This window comes from Shewanella sp. Sh95 (assembly GCF_001308045.1).
In the GTDB taxonomy this organism is placed as follows: domain Bacteria; phylum Pseudomonadota; class Gammaproteobacteria; order Enterobacterales; family Shewanellaceae; genus Shewanella; species Shewanella xiamenensis.
The window spans coordinates 1-18,399 of the sequence record NZ_LGYY01000037.1; the positions used below are offsets into that span (position 1 = coordinate 1).

Genomic DNA, 18,399 nt, shown 5'->3' on the forward strand with positions numbered 1-18,399 from the left:
TGGAAGGATCGCGGTTCACTATCCGAACCAGAAAACAGGTTAGGCGTTCTAAATGAACCGCCCTGTGCGGAGCCGCATGCAGGGTGGTGTGGGGGCTGGAGGCTAAATACCTCCGGCTACCCGATTAGGTGCTTGGATCATAGCTGCGTAATAACCTCTATAGAGGAATCTGTGACAACCGCATTTGTTAAAGTACCTGAGGTAAAATAAACCGCAGGAAAACTCGAAGCAACTCGCCCATTTGGGTATGTAGCTTTAAATTCCATTGCAGCTTCATCAGTAACTTCGAACTCAATCATAGTGCCTGGTGAAAGCTCGCCAAGGTCCTTAATTTTCTCTCTCCAATGAGCCGTAACCTTAATGGGAACGCTGGCTTTATTTTGGACGATAAACTTTGGCGTTGCCACATGTGGTGCAACCAAATAGACCAATGCGCCAATACCAAGGATTAAAAATGCGGCGATCGATAATAGTAACTTTTTGATCATGGGTAACTCGGTCACCTAACGCTAAGTTCAACGGCAGTTTGTAAGTTTTGAATTTGTGGATTACTTTTGCGAAGCAAAACCACAAAGGCACAACTTACAAACTGTCCAGCGCCGAAGGCGCGAGTTGCAACGCCTTGTTAGCTGTAGAGGGACAAGACTTATTTAATAAAATAGCCAATTGGGAGCCAGTCCCCGCTACTCTTGCTCAGAGTCAATATTTCAGTAGACGTTTTTTTGTTCTGAAAATCAGTTTGAAACTGAATAACCAGATACTGTCCATCAGGTGCGCCTGGCAGTGTGGAATACTCTTTAGCTCCCAGCTCTATTCGAGAAACAACTGCCCCCAATGGAGAGCGCACCTCTTTCAGAGCTACAGCCCACTTTTCTTGAGTTAGCTGGGACTTGAAGAAAGAGTCAGACTTTTCCCAACTTTCAGCGTATTCACCAGAATCGACAATTCTGAGCCACTCTTTTGCCGCTGTGACACCGACAGATTCGTTAGCCCATACAAAAGAAGAAAAATATATTGATAAAATCAGTATTAGTTTTTTCATAGCATTTCCTTTATGTACCAATCATTTTGAAAAGTAGAGTTTGAGTATACAGCTAACATTTTATTAGTGCGCATGCGCGTTTACCTCGTTTGACCAGTAAAAACGCGCACAGTTAACTACTTGTATTGCAAATAACTTATCAGCTTCTCTTCAAATATACTATCTGGAAAAACGCGCATGCGCGTTTTCCAAACCTATTATCTCAAATCGCAAGCACATAACTGATTGAAATAAAATAATTATATAAATTAGTCCGTGTACAAACGCGCAAAATTTTTCCACTATTTTCCTTGATATCCGGGAATTTTAAATAATACTGTATAAAATAACAGTATTTAAGAGCGAGGATTATCATGAGTCTAAAAAGCCCATTTCTAAGCGGCCTTCAAGAAGAAATGCGTATGCGTGGTTACAGTATTAGAACGGAAAAAACCTATCTCTATTGGATCAAGGCCTTTATTAACTTTCACAACAAGCGTCACCCTGAAACAATGGGAACGGAAGAAGTTACACAATTTTTAACCTTCCTTGCCAATCAACGAAATGTGGCCATCAACACACAAAAAATTGCACTTAACGCATTAGCCTATTTATATCAGAAGCATTTGCACCATGAGCTTGGGGATTTAGGTTTTTGCTATGCCACTAAACAGAGACATTTACCGACAGTGTTATCCCCATCAGAAATCTCACTAATATTAAATGAACTTGATGGCCGCGATAGGCTAATAATAGAACTACTCTATGGTAGTGGACTAAGAGTTTCAGAATGCCTCAGGTTACGTATCCAAGATATTGATATTGTGAGAGCTTCGCTGACCGTTAGAGACGGTAAAGGACATAAAGATAGGCAAACCATCCTCAGCCATAGATGCGCAGAAAAGCTCACTACATATATTGAAAAGGCTATTAAAATTCAACAGAATGATAACCAGCAAGGGATAGGTCCATCTCTGCCAAATGCATTAGAACGTAAGTATCCCAATGCGTTTAGGCAACACGGGTGGATGTTTATTTTTCCTTCCAGCACAACCTGTATCAATCCTTATACAGGAACACTTTGCAGGCATCATTTACATCAAAGTGTTATTCGTAAAGCGCTCGGGAATGCCGTGCGTAATATTCAAATGAATAAACGCGTCACCTGCCATACGTTTAGGCATAGCTTCGCAACCCATTTACTTCAAGCTGGTCGTGATATAAGAAGTGTTCAAGAGTTACTGGGCCACAATGACGTTAGTACCACACAAATCTATACACATGTACTTGGCCAACATTTTGCGGGAACAACTAGCCCGTTAGACACATTATAAATGTCAGAGTCCTTTTGTAACTCTGTAGCATTACTAAAATTGAGTCAACATACTGATGTTAAAGTGAGCTAGATACTACTTTGCTAACTAGGAATGGGGCAAATATCTTTTTAGCTGACCTAGCAGCTAGAGGGATAGTTAGGATTGGCATTGTTGCAACAGTGACCGTTGGCGACATGGATGTCGCCGTCGAGCCTATAGGGATACTTCTTGTAAAATAAAAGGACGGCGTGTCACTGGGGAAACAGTGACAATTCATCCTACACACCTGACGACAAACTTATCTCGCTTTGGGGCAAAAGCTTTTAGCCAGATGAACAGTTCAATGGTCGTTAAGATTGCCACTGTTACAACAGTGACCGTTGGCGGCATGGATGCCGCCGTCGAGCCTATAGGGATATATTCACGGCGTGTCACTGGGGAAACAGTGGCAATGCATATATCGCAATATCCGATTCAGCCGACTTGTTTTGGGGCAAAAAGCTTTTAGCCGGATGAACAGTTCAATGGTCGTAAAGATTTTTATTGTTGCAACAGTGACCGTTGGCGACATGGCCACTCTTTCACATCCATGTAATCGCGGCATTTACACTTCCATGTATTGCAGATGCCGCCGTCGAGCTCTCAGGGATGAGTTTATGGCGTGTCGCAGGGGAAACAATGGCAATTCATCCTACACACCTGACGACAAACTTTTCTCGTTTGGGGGCAAAAAAGCTTTTAGCCAGATGAACAGTTCATTGGTCGTAAAGATTGTCATTGTTGCAACTGTGACCTTCTAAAACATCTAGGTTTTAGTAGAGCCCTTATGGATGCTTTTTGTGAAATAAAAGGGTGGCGTGTCACAGGGGAAAATGACAATTCATCCTGCACACCTGACAATAAAGTTATCTCGCTTTTAAGCAGTTCTGTAACATAAATGGCAATGTATTGATTTACACTGCCATTTTGGGGGATAGCTTAATAAGCTTTGGATATTTAGCTTAGGGATGATGGTGATATCAGAGCAAAATCAATTTTTGCTTGAGCTTTCGACCTCTTTGGCGGTGCGGCTAACAATATCTGTGCCGGCTTCGAGATACTGTTTATAGGTATCATCGCCCCAGGCCACGAGTTTATTATCTTTAAAAATCAGCGGGGTGCATTCTTCTTTGCTGGTCACGCCATCGGATTTTTGATGGTGAGTACGATAAAAGAGCACTTGTAGCTGGCTATCCTTAAGGGATTTTGCCTCTGTAAAATCGGCCTTACCAAATAGGGTTTTGACGGCGGAAATATCTTGCCCGAGTGTTAAATCGTTTAATTTCTGGCTGTTATAGACTTGCCTATCTTCCCAATCCATTTAATCTGGAGTGGGCTCATATACGAGCACCACTACGGCGACGAAGGCGACATAGGCGGCAAATATGCTACCAATAATAACCGAGGTTTTTGATTTCATTGAATCTAATTCCTTTGCATATCCAATGTGTTATTTGGCAAATGAATAAAATACGCCTTTGATGACCTGAGGTAAACGGCTTTATTGCAACTTAGTGTTAACAAGAGGCGCTAGTCGACGGGTGGCGTATGAATAGGGCTATTGACCCGAAAATCTTTTAAGTTGATGTTTAAGGGTAAATCGGTTTGTAGTTGGGCTAACTTATAACTGAGGCGTGCTATATCTCGGCCTTCTGCCAATTTTTTTGCTTGTTTGGCGCCGAGATTGGACAACGAGGAAAACAGTGTCGCTAAGGTTCTAAAGGTTCGGAGTAACTCGGCGGCCGATTTAGGGCCAATACCTGCGATACCGGGGATTTTATTGCCGCTATCACCCGCAAGAGCCATTAAATCGAGAAATTGGCTGCGATCGACTCCCAGTTTTTGTTCAAGCTCAGCGATGTTGAGATATTGCTGATTAAAGTGATCCCACTGGCTGATCCGCGGATGATTGAGTTGGCTAAAACCTTTGTCCGTTGACACAATAATGGCTTCACCTTGGGCTTTGGCGGTTTTCATTGCAAGGGTGGCGATAACATCATCGGCCTCAGCAGCGGCATAAATTGATTGGATTTGTAAACTGTTAAGGTGTTTTTGCAATGCCGTTAAGCCCGCCGCCAGTGGCTCAGGCATAGGTTTACGGCCCTTTTTATAATCAGGGTAGAGCTGTTTACGCCAAGAGATCTCATCCCCATCCCAGACGATAGCGACATGGGTTGGGTGGTGAATGCGCAGCAGTTTAGTGCAGGCGACACTCACACGCTCCGTTAAACTGTCCATATCGTTCTCATCTGGGATCGCCGCATAAATCCGGCGGACTAAGTTGAGACCATCGATAATTAAAAACTTATTCATTGGCGGTTTTTGTTTTACTTCACGATTTGATAGCAGGGAACATAAGCGCTTCCCGGCAGTTTCATCCTATGCTGGGCGACAAAGGCCCCCAGCAAATTGTCCATCAACTCCATTAAATGCGGATCCCCTTTAATGTGGAAGGGACCTAATTGCTCAATTTGCTTGATGGTGTCAGATTTTACATTACCCGCTACGATACCCGAAAAGGCTTTGCGCAGGTTGGCTGCAAGCTCCGCTTTGTTGGTTTGAAAATGTAAATTTAAGTTTGCCATTACCTCATGGGTGGGAGTGAAGGGCAGTTGAAATTCTGGCTCAATTTTTAGCCCCCATTGATATTGGTAAGCATCTCCTGTGGCACGGCGATGGTTTTTCACTTGCTCCATGCCTTGCTTCATCACCCGAGCGACTTCGGCAGGATTATCAATAATGATTTGGTATTTTTGCTGCGCTTCAGGCCCTAAGGTTGCAGCGATAAACTCATCAATTTTAATAAAATAATCTGCGCTTTCGCTGGGGCCAGTTAATACCAGTGGGAAGGGCGTTTGTTGGTTTTCTTTATTGAGCAAAATCCCCAGTATATACAGCAGTTCTTCGGCTGTACCCGCACCGCCGGGGAAGATAATAATGCCGTGACCTAAGCGTACAAACGCTTCTAGGCGTTTTTCGATATCGGGCAAGATCACCAACTCGTTAACGATTTGGTTAGGCGGCTCAGCGGCGATAATACTCGGCTCTGTGAGGCCAATATAACGGGCATTTTTAATCCGTTGTTTAGAGTGACCAATCGCTGCGCCCTTCATCGGGCCTTCCATTGCGCCTGGGCCGCAACCAGTGCAAATATCTAATTCCCTTAGGCCGAGTTGATAACCGACTTCACGGGTATATTGGTATTCGATGGCATTAATGCTGTGTCCGCCCCAGCAGACCACTACATTAGGATCCTTCATGGGCGCAATGGCGCGGGCATTACGCAAAATATCAAACACGACGTTAGTAATGTGGCTAGCATTTGTTAAATTGATATGTTTTAGGGTGTCGTATTTGTCGCTGATGTAGAGAATATCTCTGAGCACCGAAAATAAATGCTCTTGGATCCCAGTGATAATTTGGCCATCAACAAAGGCTTGTTCCGGTGGATTGATAAGCTCGAGCTTAACCCCGCGTTCGCGTTGCAGTACATTGATGTCGAAGTCGTGATATTGCTCGAATAGTGCTTTAGAATTGTCGGTCTTTAAACCCGCAGCGAGTACCGCGAGTGAGCAGTTACGATACAGTTGATATAGGGCGCTTTTGGCGCTTTTTTTGAGGCGATCAACTTCAAGTTGTGAAAGCTGATCCATGCTGCCCTTAGGGCTGACTTTTACTATCATTTATCACTCCTTCGTATCGACAGGAGTGATAAGAAGCGACGTATAGTCTGACTTAGTTATACGTCAATCACGACCCTGTCTCTGCTTTCATGTTTTGCTTTGTAGAGTGCTGCATCGGCGCGCTCAAAGGTTTCGTGTATGAGCTCATTGCCCATGACTCGTGCAGCCCCTATAGATACTGTAACTGTAATTCGCTGATTTTTAAATTTAAATGGAATATTTTTTACTTTTTCTCTAACTCTGTTTAAAAGTTGAGCGATATCGTTATCGTCAATATCTGGCAAAATGAGCACAAATTCTTCACCGCCGTAGCGGGCGACAAACTCGGTATCCCGTAAAGAATTTTTTAATGCCATGGCGATGACCTGTAGGGTTTTGTCCCCAGTACTGTGGCCAAAACTGTCATTGATGCTCTTAAAGTGATCGATATCTGCAATCGCAATCCATAGCGGAGATTTATGACGTTGATAATTGCGATACTCAAGCTCCATGCGTTCTTCTAGGGCGGCACGGTTAGGTAATTGAGTTAGGCTGTCCAGCAGATTGAGCTTTTGTTGTTCGAAAAGTCGTTCTTTGTAGGTATTGGCCTCATTGCTAAGCTCGTTAAGCTCTTTGCGCATGGTTTCCATCGATTTACGCAGTAAGGCTTGCTCGCGTTGTTCTAAGGCTTCTTTGCGGGCGAGGGCGGAGCGAATCGAATTGAGCTGTTCGGTTAAACGTGCTTTGAGGTCGACAATATCGTCGGTATCGATAATGGCTTCACCCACATTATCGACTCGAGAATTGATTTCACGATTAAGCTGGGTTTTGAGTTGGAAACTACGCTGGTTGTGATTATAGGATTCACTCACCACTTCACGCACTGCGGCTAAAGCATCGTTTAGGGCGTATAAAAACTCTTGCGAGGCCGATTTTTCGCGGGCGATGTTATCGAGCAGCAAAGATAAAATGGTTTGATAGGCTTCGAGCAAGGTATCGATTTCGACTTCTGATGCCAGCAGCTCTTTAATCACCAGCACTTGGTCGCGTTGATCTTTACGAAATTCGATTTCCGAAATCATCTGCGCCAGTTCGTGGGCGAGTTGCCTGTGCTTAGGCAAGACATCGAGCTTTTCAGTCTCGTTGAACTGTTGCTGCAGGATGGTATCGTAGAAGCCAATGATTTGTTTAACTTTAGGAATATATTCCCATACAGTGTGGAACGGTTTAGAGAGATCTTGCTTGAAGTAGTTAACTTCTTTTTTGAGTTTTTCTGGCGCCGAGTTAACCCGTTGGATTTGGCGAATGACTTGAGCAAGCCCTGTGCGACTCTCTTCCAGTTGCACCATCACGTGGTTGTACTGACCCTTTAACAGGCGTTCAACATCAACCAATTCCGGCAATGCTTCATCGACTCGTTCAAAGGTATTTAGATTGTGGCGAAGTTTGGCAAGTTTATTATCCAGTTCTAAATTCTGCCCTTTGCAGGCAAGACTTAAATGGCCAATAAATTGGAGTAGTGTTTGTAACTTAGCATTCCTGTCTTCGTTTACTTCATCGAGGGCCAATTTTGCCGAGTGAAGTTTTTGCTGAAGCAATGCCAGCTGTGTCACTGTCGCGTTGGAATCCTTCATCCGGAGTATTTTCCTAACTCTGTAGGGCTAACAAGCATGACGTCCTCTGTCCAGATTAGCGGTAAACTCATATGCTTCTAATGTTATAACAATGGCGGTAGAGTGCAAATTGCTTTCCCCATGCCACGATGATTAATTGTCGATATTGATCAAATATTTTCTAATAAATGTCGATCTTGGTTATTTTCCCAGCAGGGCCAAATGATGTCGTCTTTGGTTGCGCTGGTGTCGACCCTTATCAGGCCGCGTTCAATCCCTTTTTCGAGATGTAAAAATAGTGGATCGGCAAAGAGTGTCGGTGGCACAAAATCTAAGGCTCTAAGGCTCACATAATGGCTAGTGTCATTCGGCAAACTGCGCGCGCCCGCGAGTGCCATTTGCAGGGTTTCAAACAGTAACTTAGGGGCTATTTTGATTTCCGCTTTGGTCAATAGCGGTAAACTTATCCAGCCTAAATTAAAATGATAGCCCATGCCTTTGGTATCCAGTTGTGCCCGCAGTGTTTGTAATACTCGCTGCGGTTCTTCTGCCTCGGTAAATCTTACGGCAAACAAGCCTTGACGGATCACATACACGGGCATCGACAATCCATTAGTGATATGGTCGGTTAATTGGCGTGTAATGGCATTGGCAAAATATTGGCCGTGATTCAGATCGGTACTGACATGCTCGCGAAATTCAATTAAGGCGAGGGCGGTTGTGGGCGCATTCGCTGTGCTTTGGGCGAGATCCTTTAATAGCGCGGCATATCCCTGATGGTGGGTAAAAGGCTCTTCGAGGCTTAACTGCTGCAGCATGGCGTTTTGGCGTTTGTGCTTACGGCGCTGATTGAGCAGTATGATGATTCCCACTAAGAGTACAGTCGCAATCAGGCCACTAAAGGCGAGCAATTTGTTAGTATTTTTAGTGGTTTCAACCGCATCATTCAGTTTGCCTTGCAACATGCTGAGTTCGAGCTTGAGTTGCTGCTCGGCCAGCACGGAGGCGGAAACCGATGGATCTTTGGCTGTGCTTTCGAGTGCTTCGCTCAATTCGATAATGCGCTTTTGTGTGCTAATCACTTTAGCTTGGTCGTTGAGCTTTTCCGCAGACAGGGCGATTTGTGTCAGCGCCGATTTTTGCTCATCCTGCAATTTTAAATCGCTGGCGAGAGCCAAAGCATTCTCGGCATGGCTCATCATCAGCGGCCAATCTTCCTTCGATTGGGCAATCTCACCGATAAGCAGTTCGTTATAGACTAAATAGTGATGGCTTTGTTTTTCTTGGAATATCTGATTCGCCATTAATAAGTATTTGAGGGCGTTTACCTCATCATGTAGGTGCGAATAGGCTTGGCCGAGATTGTGAAAATTCAGCCCTTGCGCGATGTAGTTACCGCGTTTGGCGTCGAGCTGCTGGGCATTCAGGTAGTAATCGATGGCGCGGTTCCAATCACCTTGTTCGCCATACACCATGGCGATGACCGTCATACAGCTTGATAAATAAGTGTCGTTGCCCAGTTTTTTAAAACCTGCGGCAGCCTCATGGGCATTCTTTAAGGCTTCATCCCATTGTTTTAAATCCCGATACACCTTCGCCAGTTGCAGCTGCAGGTGGGTTTTCATCGAAGGATAATTGGAGCGATTAGACAGGCGAATTGCTTCGCTATAGTGTTGTAATGATTTAGTGAGTTGTTGATTTTTATTGTAATAATGCCCAAGTTTCGATTCGGCCGCCGCGATAAGGTAGTCGTTTCTAAGCTTATAGGCGATATCGCGGTAGGTATGAAAATGCATTAACGCAGGTACATCTTGGCGGATGACGAGGTGCAATCCGCCTAAATGTTCATGAATGGTGTGCTTTAGCAGCATGGATTCCACATCATAACTGTCGTTAATCCGTGTCAGCGCCTCATTATAAAATGCGATGGCCTCTTGGTATTTTTGTTCGGTACGGCCGATATAACGCCCCTTGAGCATAGCGACAGTGGCTTGTTCGAAGGGGGTCTGCGCTATGCTTGCCAATAATTCAATCAGGCTATTGGCGTCTTGAAAGCCAACCTTGGATTTCACATTTGGCTCGAGATTTAACCGCGCAAGCAGTTGCAGAATATGCTCGAATTCATCACTGCTGTAGCCTTGCTCTTGGGCGGCACGTTCAAATTGTTCACGATTCTTAAAGGCAATAGGAAAAGAGATGGACTGGTTAAGTCTGTCATACATCTTCTGCGGCGTTTCACGCAATTCTATTTCTTCGGCCTCAAGATCGGCAGCCTTTGTTTGAAAAGAAATAGATATTAACAAGGTCACGAAAATAACAATGAGTTTATGCATGTGTAGGTGGCCCTATATTCCCTAAGTCAAGGAACTTATTTTGTTAGCTTTTGTTAGCGCCTAATGAGGATGCTACATCGACTTGTTATACTTGGAAAAAATATAAGAAGCATAATAACAGAAGACGGAAGGAAGTCAGAGTGAAACCCAGTAGATTATCTATTTTGGTATTAAGTGTATTAGGGTCGGCTAACGTATTTGCCGATGTGGATTACAAAATTGATTTAAGCCAACCGGAACATCACCTTGCGAAGGTGAGTGTGACCTTCCCCGAGGCTAAAGCGGGTGAGTTCAATGTCAATCTCCCCGTGTGGCGTACGGGCAAATACCAAGTGTTACCTTTATCCGACGGTGTGCGTTTATTTAGCGCGACCGATGCACGAGGCAACGCGCTGCCATGGAAACGCACTGCCAGCGGTGAATGGCAAATAGCCCTCGATAAGCCCACCAGCGTGACAGTGAATTATCAGCTCTATGCCAATGAATTAGGTCAACGAGTGCGTCATATCGATGCTACCCACGCCTATTTAGATGCCAGTGGCGTATTTATGTATAGCCCGCAATTTCGAGCCGATGCTGTCGCAGTACAGTTAACGGTTCCCGAAAACTGGCAAAGTTATTCGGGTATGTCGTCAGGCAACGCGGCGCATTCCTTTGTGGCGCCTAATTATGATGTGTTGATTGATTCGCCCATCGAAACCGGCGTGAGCACCCACAAAACCTTCAGTGCCAATGGTAGAGACTATGAGTTAGTACTGTGGGGCGAAGGCAACTACGATGCCGACAAGGTGGTGAAAGATTTAACCGCGCTGAGTGGTCAAGCCAAGGCGATTTGGGATGGTTATCCCTTTGAGCGTTATGTGTATATGGTGCACGCCACTAGCGGTGCGAGTGGTGCAACCGAACATTTGAATTCGACGGTCATCCAACTGCCCCGGTTTAGTTTTCGCGAGCGTAAGGACTATCTACGCTTTATCAGCACAGCCTCCCATGAGTTTATTCATACCTGGAACGTTAAAGCCTATCGTCCAGCGGGTTTGGTCCCTTACGATTATCAGCATGAAAACATGACCGAGCTTTTGTGGATTGCTGAGGGCTCGACCAGTTATTTCCAAGGTCAGTTACTGCTGCGTGCTGGAGTGATGACGCCTAAGGAGTTTTTAGAAGATCTTGCTAAACGCATTGAGAAGAGTGAGCTGACACCCGGGCGCGAAATTCAATCTGTGGCCGAGGCCAGTTTAGGGGAGTGGAGCAGCACGGGTGGTGATTATGCCATCAACCATAGTGTGAATATTTACTCTGAAGGTTATCTAGCCTCACTGGCGCTGGATTTCTCCCTGCTGACCGACTCGAATCTTGCCCACTCATATCGCGATGTACACCGTAAACTCTATCAGGATTACCGCGTGCCTAAGGGTTACACTGTGGCCGATGTGCAGCAAATTCTGAAGGACTTATCGGGTAAGGATTATGGCCCCTGGTGGCAGAGCCATGTGAATAGTCCGCTGAGTCTTGAGTTTTCAAGCCTGTTGTCTCAGGCCGGTTTAGTCATGTCCTATGGTAAAGACTCTAAAGCTGAGCCTTTTACGGGTATGACTTTAAGCAGCGAACATGGCTCTTTAGTGCTTTCTCAAGTCTTGCGTAATGGCCCCGCGTGGCAGGCCGGTATCGTGGCAGGGGATGAGATCCTCGCGATTAATGGCTTAAAGGTCACGGCACAAGGTTTTGATAAACGCATCAAAGACTTTAAAGTGGGTGATAAAGTCGAAATCACCTTATTTAACAACGACAAAATCAAGCAAGTGGCGTTAACCTTAGGTGAGAAACAAAGCGGTAAGCTAGTGCTAAAAGGCGATGCGAAGGCGACTAAGCAGCAAAAAGCCTTCTTCAAAGCTTGGCTTGGCATTGATTGGCCGTTCGATAATAAGGGTGAGCTGCTGACGAAAAGCTAGTTCGTTTGCGATTTGAGTGAGTGGCGGCAATTAAGGTTGGCTTACTTGAATCGCTCCTAATGTATTAATTCAGTCATCGATACTAAAAAGGCGCCGCAGTGAACTAAGTTCAACTGCGGCGCCTTTATACATTATTTCGTTTGATTTAGCTTAAGCTCGGTTGGCGCTTTCGCTAAATATGGCTGTACTTTATCTGCTTGCTTAAGCGTTAAGCTTGAGTCTCTTCAAGGCCGCCTAATGCCGAAACCAGTGCGTGCATCAGCGCCACTAACTCACTGCCCATTAAGGCAAAGTCGGCATCGAGACGCGCCATTGGATCTTCATTCCCTAGCTCATCATTACCCGCTCTAAATTCTTCGGAGAATTTTAAGCGTTTTACGCTGGCATCGGATTGCAGCAGTAGCGCGATTGATTGGCCAAAGTGCAGGGCGAGCTTATGCACTTCTTTACCGGTTTCGAGGTGGGCAAGTACTTCATCTTCTTTCAGATCTTGCTGCTTAAAGCGTACGATACCGCCTTCATCGGCGGCCGATTTCAACTCGGCTTCATCTTGCATTTCAAAGGGTAATGGTGCGCTGCCATCCTTTAACCATTGAGTGAGGTTGGATTCAACTGGCGCTTTAAAGCTTAATGGGATCACAGGCAAGCTGCCTAAGGCCTTACGTAATAAGGCTAATAATTCTTCGGCCTTAGTGGCGCTAGAGCTATCAACGAGGATCATTTCCAGCTCAGGTAAAATCAGCGCGCGAGTTTGGCTGCGACGTGAAAAGGCGCGTGGTAATAGGCTAGTGATGATTTCATCTTTCAGCGCATCTTTTTCTTTTTTGGCAAGTTTACGATTTTCTTCGTTTTCAATTTGCGCCACTTTTTCTTCTAATGATTCTTTAATCACTTGGCCTGGCAGAATTTTTTCTTCTTTAGTGACACAAATAAGGTGACGATTGTTGGCGCTGTGCACTAAGGTGCTGCCTTGTTTACCTAAGGCATTGGAAAAACCAAATTTGCTGACGTCTTGGCTGCCGCACGGGGAAAATGTGAAATCGGCGAGTGCGGTTTCAAGTGCTTCTGTCTCGATGGAAAAAGGTTTATTGAAACGGTAAAGAGTAAGATTTTTAAACCACATAAGATGCGCTCATTGGAAAAATAAAGTCGCAGTTTACGGCATAGTTGCAGCGGGGTAAACCTACCTTAAATCGTTAAATTTTGCCCCGGTTGCAGAATTCATCAAAATGTAACATTGAAAAAAATCTGCCTGTAACCCTTGGTATGCCTCGGTTTTATCTTTCAAGGGGAGTGCGGTTTCGAGGTGGCTGACCCAAGTTGTCACAATTGAAATAAAACTGAAACAGATTCATTGCAAACTTTCGGTCGTTCCAAACCAATAACCAAGACGAACATAACGTCGAAAGGATTAAATGATGAACGTTTTTTGTAAAACTCTACTTGCTTCTGCGCTAGCTTCTGCAACTCTGGCTTCTGCTTATGCCGCTGAGCCACTGACTGTTTATGGTAAGTTGAACGTTACCGCTCAATCAAATGATGAGAAAGGTGATTCTACAACAACTATTCAAAGTAATGCTTCTCGTTTTGGTGTGAAGGGTGATTTCGAATTATCAAGTTCACTTACCGCTTTCTATACTGTTGAGTATCAAGTAGATACTGGTAATGCATCAAGCGACAACTTTACTGCGCGTAATCAATTTGTTGGTTTAAAAGGCGACTTTGGTTCGTTCTCTGTTGGTCGTAACGATACTTTGCTGAAGATTTCTCAAGGTGGTGTTGACCAATTCAATGACTTTATGAATTCTGGTGACCTGGCTAAATTGTTTAAAGGTGAAGTTCGTGCTGCGCAAACGGCAACTTACTTAACCCCTTCCTTTGGTGACTTTGTGTTTGGTGTCACTTATGTTGCGGAAGGTAATGATGTTAAAAGTCAATTTGCTCAAGATGGTTTCAGTGCTGCCGCCATGTATGGTGACGCTAAGTTAAAGAAAACCGCTGTCTATGCAGCCCTTGCCTACGATTCTGATGTGTCTGGATATGAAATCGTGCGCGCTAGCTTACAAGCCAAGTTAGCTGGCATCAAGTTGGGTGGTATGTATCAGCAGCAGGAACAAACGTACAAATACAATGCAACAACGGGCGAACCAGTTGAGGTGTCTGCAGACAGTGCGACTGGCTACCTGTTAAGTGCTGCTTATGATATCAATGCTGTGACATTAAAAGCTCAATATCAAGACATGGAAGACTTAGGTGATTCATGGTCAGTGGGTGCGGATTACAGCTTAGGCAAGCCGACTAAAGTGTTTGCTTTCTATACCAACCGCTCTTTAGAAGCGAATACAGATGATGATAAATACATCGCTGTTGGTTTAGAACACAAGTTCTAATCTCAGTATTAAGATTGAATTAAGGAAGCTTCGGCTTCCTTTTTTATTGCGATAAACAAACAGTTATATAAACTTAATATGACAATTATCGCTACTATATAGCTTGTGCGGCACACTTATTCATAAATCTGTAATAAAAATGACTAATAATAGCCGTGTTGACATTCACTGACAGAAAATCACCTATGACTGCAAGGATATTGATAGTAGAAGACGAGTTAGCCATCCGCGAGATGCTGACTTTTGTAATGGAACAGCATGGGTTTACCACCTCTGCAGCAGAAGATTTTGATTCGGCCATTGCGCTGCTAAAGGAGCCTTACCCCGATCTGATTTTGTTGGATTGGATGTTTCCTGGAGGAAGCGGTATTCAATTGGCTAAACGCCTCAAGCAGGATGAGTTTACCCGTCAGATCCCCATTATTATGCTCACTGCCCGTGGAGAAGAGGAAGATAAGGTTAAGGGCCTCGAAGTGGGCGCCGATGACTATATCACTAAACCTTTCTCACCCAAGGAGTTGGTGGCACGTATCAAAGCGGTGCTACGCCGTAGCGCGCCGACCCGTCTTGAAGAAACGATTGACGTACAAGGATTGTTACTCGACCCCGTGAGTCACAGGGTAAGTGTTGGCGATACTGTACTCGATATGGGGCCCACAGAATTTCGATTGTTACACTTTTTTATGACACACCCAGAACGTGTCTATAGCCGCGAACAGCTGCTTGATAATGTGTGGGGCACAAACGTATATGTCGAAGACCGAACCGTTGATGTGCATATTCGCCGCCTACGTAAAGCGGTTGAAGAGTCGGGCCATGATCGTCTCATTCAAACGGTTCGTGGTGCGGGTTATCGCTTCTCAACACGTAGTTAGTGCCAAATAAGAGATAGGCACAAGTTAGCTTTTCGGCTATCTTGTGCTCCTCTTATTTAGCCTGATGTTTGGGTTTATTTATGTTTGACTCTTATTCAGGGTACCGGTTGTTTACGCGCTTAGCCGTATTTTTACTGCTTTGTTTGCTCATTGGTTTATTGGTAGGGAAACCCCTCTGGATACTGATCATTGGATTGCTAGGGCTAGTGTTCTGGCATTACCGTCAGTTAGCGCGACTTAATTTTTGGTTATGGCGAGATAGAAAATTAACGCCTCCCCAAGGCACTGGCAGTTGGGAAGGCGTATTTAATGGTATTTACCGCCTGCAAGGTAAAAATCGTCGCCGAGTCGGTCAATTGGCGGCTCTACTTGGGCGTTTCCGTCAAGGCGCTGAAGCCTTACCCGATGCAGCAGTCGTGCTCGACTCAGAGCATAATATCTTATGGTGTAATAAATTAGCTCAGCTGATGTTGGGATTCGTTTGGCCACAGGATAATGGTCAACGAATCGATAATTTAATTCGTCATCCCGATTTTTCTGCCTATATCAAAGCGGCTGAATATAAGGAACCCTTAGAGCTGGCTTCGCCAGTATCGGAGCGGCGTTTACTCGAAATTCGTATCATGGCCTATGGCGATCGGCAGTTACTGTTGATTGCCCGCGATATTACACGGATAAGACAACTCGAAGGCATGCGTAAAGAATTTGTCGCCAATGTGTCACACGAACTCAAAACCCCGCTCACTGTATTGCAGGGCTATTTAGAGATGATGCAAAGCATGGCGGAACCCGATTCGATGAACGCTAAACCCTTAGCCTTAATGCAGCAGCAGACTCGGCGAATGCAGTCGATGGTCGAACAATTACTGGTGTTATCGCGTATCGAAGATGCAGTGGATATTAATCTTGAGAACACGGTAAACATGTCGCAGCTAATGGAAGTCTTAAAGGAAGAAGCTAAGGCATTAGCGCAGGATAAATATGAGTTAAGTTTCCATTGTGAGTCGGGATTAGATTCCCATGGCAATGAGTTACAGCTTAGAAGTGCTTGCTCTAACCTGATTTCTAATGCGATTCGTTACACTGAGCCTGGTGGCAAGATTACGGTGCAGTGGCGTAGCGTTGCTACTGGCGGTCTCTTCAGTGTGACAGATACCGGGGAAGGGATTGCACCGCAGCATATCAATCGCTTAACCGAGCGTTTTTATCGAGTTGACAGCGCGCGCTCACGGCAAACGGGGGGCAGCGGCCTTGGTTTAGCCATTGTGAAACATGCGTTAAGTCATCATCACAGTGAGCTTAATATCAGCAGTGAATTAGGAAAGGGTAGCACTTTCAGCTTTGTGATCCCGCAGCATTTGATTGAACGTAAAAAATAATTGCTATTTAATGTAACGTTATTTTTTATATTAAAAACAGGCCATTATGGCCTGTTTTTTTATCGGGTTTGAATCGGCGGATTTTTTATAAAAAGGTGTTTTGTCATCTAAGTGTCATATCTTGGACATAGAATTGTCATTGTAGCGATTGATACTGGCTGCGTCTGAAGAAACTTAAGTTACAAATTAGTTAGCTTATTACTGGAGCACATAATGAAACTGAAAAAGCTTGTCGGCGCGATGACTCTTACTGCCGCTGGTGTATTCTCTGCCACTGCAATGGCATCTGTTGATCAATCTCTGCCAACATACGAGAAAGCAAGTGGGGTATCGGGCAACCTTTCCTCTGTAGGTTCAGATACTTTAGCCAATATGATGACACTGTGGGCTGAAGAATTTAAACAGATGTACCCTAACGTAAATATCCAAATTCAAGCAGCTGGTTCTTCTACTGCGCCACCAGCATTAACTGAAGGTACTTCACAATTCGGCCCAATGAGCCGCAAGATGAAGCCTAATGAAGAAGAAGCCTTCGAAAAACACTACGGTTACAAGCCAACTGCAGTTCGTGTTGCGATTGACGCTTTAGCTGTGTTCGTACACAAAGATAACCCAATCAAAGGCTTAACTGTCGAACAAGTTGACGGTATTTTCTCTTCTACTCACAAATGTGGTAGCAGCGACATCCAACGTTGGGGCGATTTAGGCCTTGACGGTAACTGGTCAGCTAAAGACGTACAGTTATATGGCCGTAACTCAGTATCTGGTACTTACGGTTACTTTAAAGAGCACGCTCTGTGTAAAGGTGACTTCAAGGCCAACGTAAACGAACAACCAGGCTCTGCTTCTGTAGTTCAGTCAGTGTCTCAATCACTGAACGCTATCGGTTACTCAGGTATCGGTTACAAAACTGCTGGTGTGAAAGCCGTTGCCATCGCGAAGAAAGGTAACGAGTTTATCGAAGCGACTGCAGAAAACGCCGCTAACGGTACTTACCCATTATCACGTTACTTATATGTGTACGTGAACAAGCAGCCAAACAAAGACTTAGCACCAATGGAAAAAGAATTCATCCGTTACGTGCTGTCTAAGCAAGGTCAGCAAGTGGTAGAAAAAGACGGTTATGTGACTCTGCCTAAGAGCGTCGTTGCTAAAGATTTAGAACAGTTAGGCATCCGCCTCTAATGCTAAACCGCTAAACCTTAAGGGCCTCTTCGGAGGCCCTTTTTGTTTTGGGGACTTAAACCACCAACGTCAGTATGGGGTTATCATGCTAGGTGATTACTAGTTGGCACTTACGACTGAAAATGGGCATAAAAAAAGCAACCTAATTAGGTTGCTGTAAATTCCAATTCGGAATCTGGGGACGGTCGCGCTAGAAACCATCTAAAGGAGAATGATGATGAACGAAGAAACTCATTGCAAAGATTCGGTTCATAATATCTGACTCAAGGGCGTGAAATTAGTTCAGCAAAAATAGAAAATTTTTGAAAATATTTTTTCTTATAACCTTTATGTATTGAAAAATATGTAAATTTTATTTTTATGAGTTAACTAAAGTCGATTATGGCAAAACTTGGATTCAAGCATTGTTACAAAATGCTGATGCGAGGACAGTTTATTCGATTGCGCGTCGGTAAATCTGCATCCGATAATATGATTAGATAATTTACCGTTCATAGGTTAGCTAAGTGAGGCTTTGTTTCCTAAATCAGTTGAACTAAAACCATAGCTGGTGATCTGATCGGCATAGCCTATCAACTCACCCATCAATCGTGTCAAAACCTCGCTATAAAACAATCAACTGGAAGCAATACAA

Annotated in this window: 13 protein-coding genes and 1 pseudogene; 6 read left to right on the plus strand and 8 right to left on the minus strand. The window is 44.5% G+C overall.

Annotated elements, in window-relative coordinates:
• Window positions 1-137: 137 nt before the first annotated feature.
• Window positions 138-488: a hypothetical protein gene (locus AEA42_RS03275; RefSeq protein WP_055646945.1), complete on the minus strand. Its 351-nt coding sequence runs from the start codon at window positions 486-488 to the stop codon at window positions 138-140.
• A 158-nt stretch (window positions 489-646) separates the two neighbouring features.
• Entirely contained in the window at window positions 647-1,042 is a 396-nt protein-coding gene (locus AEA42_RS03280; protein ID WP_055646946.1) for a DUF4019 domain-containing protein, read from the minus strand.
• Window positions 1,043-1,395: 353 nt separating this feature from the next.
• Between AEA42_RS03280 and AEA42_RS03285 the strand changes: the two genes are divergently transcribed.
• Entirely contained in the window at window positions 1,396-2,355 is a 960-nt protein-coding gene (locus AEA42_RS03285) for an integron integrase (protein WP_055646947.1), read from the plus strand.
• Between the two features lie 1,012 nt (window positions 2,356-3,367).
• Here AEA42_RS03285 and AEA42_RS03290 read toward each other — a convergent pair.
• The 5 genes and pseudogenes from AEA42_RS03290 to AEA42_RS03310 form a co-directional block, all read right to left on the minus strand.
• A pseudogene (locus AEA42_RS03290) lies at window positions 3,368-3,796 on the minus strand (DUF3192 domain-containing protein).
• A gap of 110 nt (window positions 3,797-3,906) precedes the next feature.
• Window positions 3,907-4,689 carry a flap endonuclease Xni gene (gene xni, locus AEA42_RS03295; RefSeq protein ID WP_055646948.1) on the minus strand — a complete coding sequence of 261 codons (783 nt, stop codon included), beginning with the start codon at window positions 4,687-4,689 and terminating at the stop codon, window positions 3,907-3,909.
• A gap of 14 nt (window positions 4,690-4,703) precedes the next feature.
• On the minus strand, window positions 4,704-6,059 hold the full coding sequence (ppnN, locus tag AEA42_RS03300) for a nucleotide 5'-monophosphate nucleosidase PpnN (RefSeq protein WP_037425808.1): 1,356 nt from the start codon (window positions 6,057-6,059) through the stop codon (window positions 4,704-4,706).
• A gap of 56 nt (window positions 6,060-6,115) precedes the next feature.
• Window positions 6,116-7,672: a GGDEF domain-containing protein gene (locus tag AEA42_RS03305; RefSeq protein WP_055646949.1), complete on the minus strand. Its 1,557-nt coding sequence runs from the start codon at window positions 7,670-7,672 to the stop codon at window positions 6,116-6,118.
• Between the two features lie 149 nt (window positions 7,673-7,821).
• Window positions 7,822-9,984 (minus strand): tetratricopeptide repeat protein, encoded by a 2,163-nt coding sequence (locus tag AEA42_RS03310; protein ID WP_055646950.1) that lies wholly within the window; start codon window positions 9,982-9,984, stop codon window positions 7,822-7,824.
• 140 nt (window positions 9,985-10,124) lie between these two features.
• Here AEA42_RS03310 and AEA42_RS03315 point away from each other — a divergent pair, with 140 nt between their 5' ends.
• Window positions 10,125-11,936, plus strand: coding sequence for a PDZ domain-containing protein (locus AEA42_RS03315; protein ID WP_055646951.1), 1,812 nt, complete (start codon window positions 10,125-10,127; stop codon window positions 11,934-11,936).
• A 208-nt stretch (window positions 11,937-12,144) separates the two neighbouring features.
• Here AEA42_RS03315 and rdgC read toward each other — a convergent pair whose 3' ends face one another.
• On the minus strand, window positions 12,145-13,059 hold the full coding sequence (gene rdgC / locus AEA42_RS03320) for a recombination-associated protein RdgC (protein WP_055646952.1): 915 nt from the start codon (window positions 13,057-13,059) through the stop codon (window positions 12,145-12,147).
• Window positions 13,060-13,351: 292 nt separating this feature from the next.
• On the opposite strand from rdgC, the gene AEA42_RS03325 reads away from it, so the two are divergent.
• The 4 genes from AEA42_RS03325 to AEA42_RS03340 all read left to right on the plus strand — a co-directional run bounded on the left by AEA42_RS03325 (window position 13,352) and on the right by AEA42_RS03340 (window position 17,765).
• Window positions 13,352-14,326, plus strand: a complete 975-nt coding sequence (locus AEA42_RS03325) for a porin (protein ID WP_055646953.1) — start codon at window positions 13,352-13,354, stop codon at window positions 14,324-14,326.
• 185 nt (window positions 14,327-14,511) lie between these two features.
• Complete coding sequence (phoB, locus tag AEA42_RS03330) at window positions 14,512-15,201, plus strand: phosphate regulon transcriptional regulator PhoB (protein ID WP_011071727.1); 690 nt, start codon at window positions 14,512-14,514, stop codon at window positions 15,199-15,201.
• Window positions 15,202-15,281: 80 nt separating this feature from the next.
• Entirely contained in the window at window positions 15,282-16,580 is a 1,299-nt protein-coding gene (gene phoR, locus AEA42_RS03335) for a phosphate regulon sensor histidine kinase PhoR (RefSeq protein WP_055646954.1), read from the plus strand.
• Window positions 16,581-16,793: 213 nt separating this feature from the next.
• Window positions 16,794-17,765, plus strand: coding sequence for a phosphate ABC transporter substrate-binding protein PstS family protein (locus tag AEA42_RS03340; protein WP_011623458.1), 972 nt, complete (start codon window positions 16,794-16,796; stop codon window positions 17,763-17,765).
• The last annotated feature ends 634 nt before the right edge of the window (window positions 17,766-18,399 follow it).

What these genes read in the sequence shown, in the direction of transcription:
- xni (WP_055646948.1), bottom strand. Translation starts at nt 4,689, where the DNA reads ATGAATAAGTTTTTAATTATCGATGGTCTCAACTTAGTCCGCCGGATT.
- AEA42_RS03275 (WP_055646945.1), bottom strand. Translation starts at nt 488, where the DNA reads ATGATCAAAAAGTTACTATTATCGATCGCCGCATTTTTAATCCTTGGT.
- phoB (WP_011071727.1), top strand. Translation starts at nt 14,512, where the DNA reads ATGACTGCAAGGATATTGATAGTAGAAGACGAGTTAGCCATCCGCGAG.
- AEA42_RS03340 (WP_011623458.1), top strand. Translation starts at nt 16,794, where the DNA reads ATGAAACTGAAAAAGCTTGTCGGCGCGATGACTCTTACTGCCGCTGGT.
- ppnN (WP_037425808.1), bottom strand. Translation starts at nt 6,059, where the DNA reads ATGATAGTAAAAGTCAGCCCTAAGGGCAGCATGGATCAGCTTTCACAA.
- rdgC (WP_055646952.1), bottom strand. Translation starts at nt 13,059, where the DNA reads ATGTGGTTTAAAAATCTTACTCTTTACCGTTTCAATAAACCTTTTTCC.
- phoR (WP_055646954.1), top strand. Translation starts at nt 15,282, where the DNA reads ATGTTTGACTCTTATTCAGGGTACCGGTTGTTTACGCGCTTAGCCGTA.
- AEA42_RS03310 (WP_055646950.1), bottom strand. Translation starts at nt 9,984, where the DNA reads ATGCATAAACTCATTGTTATTTTCGTGACCTTGTTAATATCTATTTCT.
- AEA42_RS03280 (WP_055646946.1), bottom strand. Translation starts at nt 1,042, where the DNA reads ATGAAAAAACTAATACTGATTTTATCAATATATTTTTCTTCTTTTGTA.
- AEA42_RS03285 (WP_055646947.1), top strand. Translation starts at nt 1,396, where the DNA reads ATGAGTCTAAAAAGCCCATTTCTAAGCGGCCTTCAAGAAGAAATGCGT.
- AEA42_RS03325 (WP_055646953.1), top strand. Translation starts at nt 13,352, where the DNA reads ATGATGAACGTTTTTTGTAAAACTCTACTTGCTTCTGCGCTAGCTTCT.
- AEA42_RS03305 (WP_055646949.1), bottom strand. Translation starts at nt 7,672, where the DNA reads ATGAAGGATTCCAACGCGACAGTGACACAGCTGGCATTGCTTCAGCAA.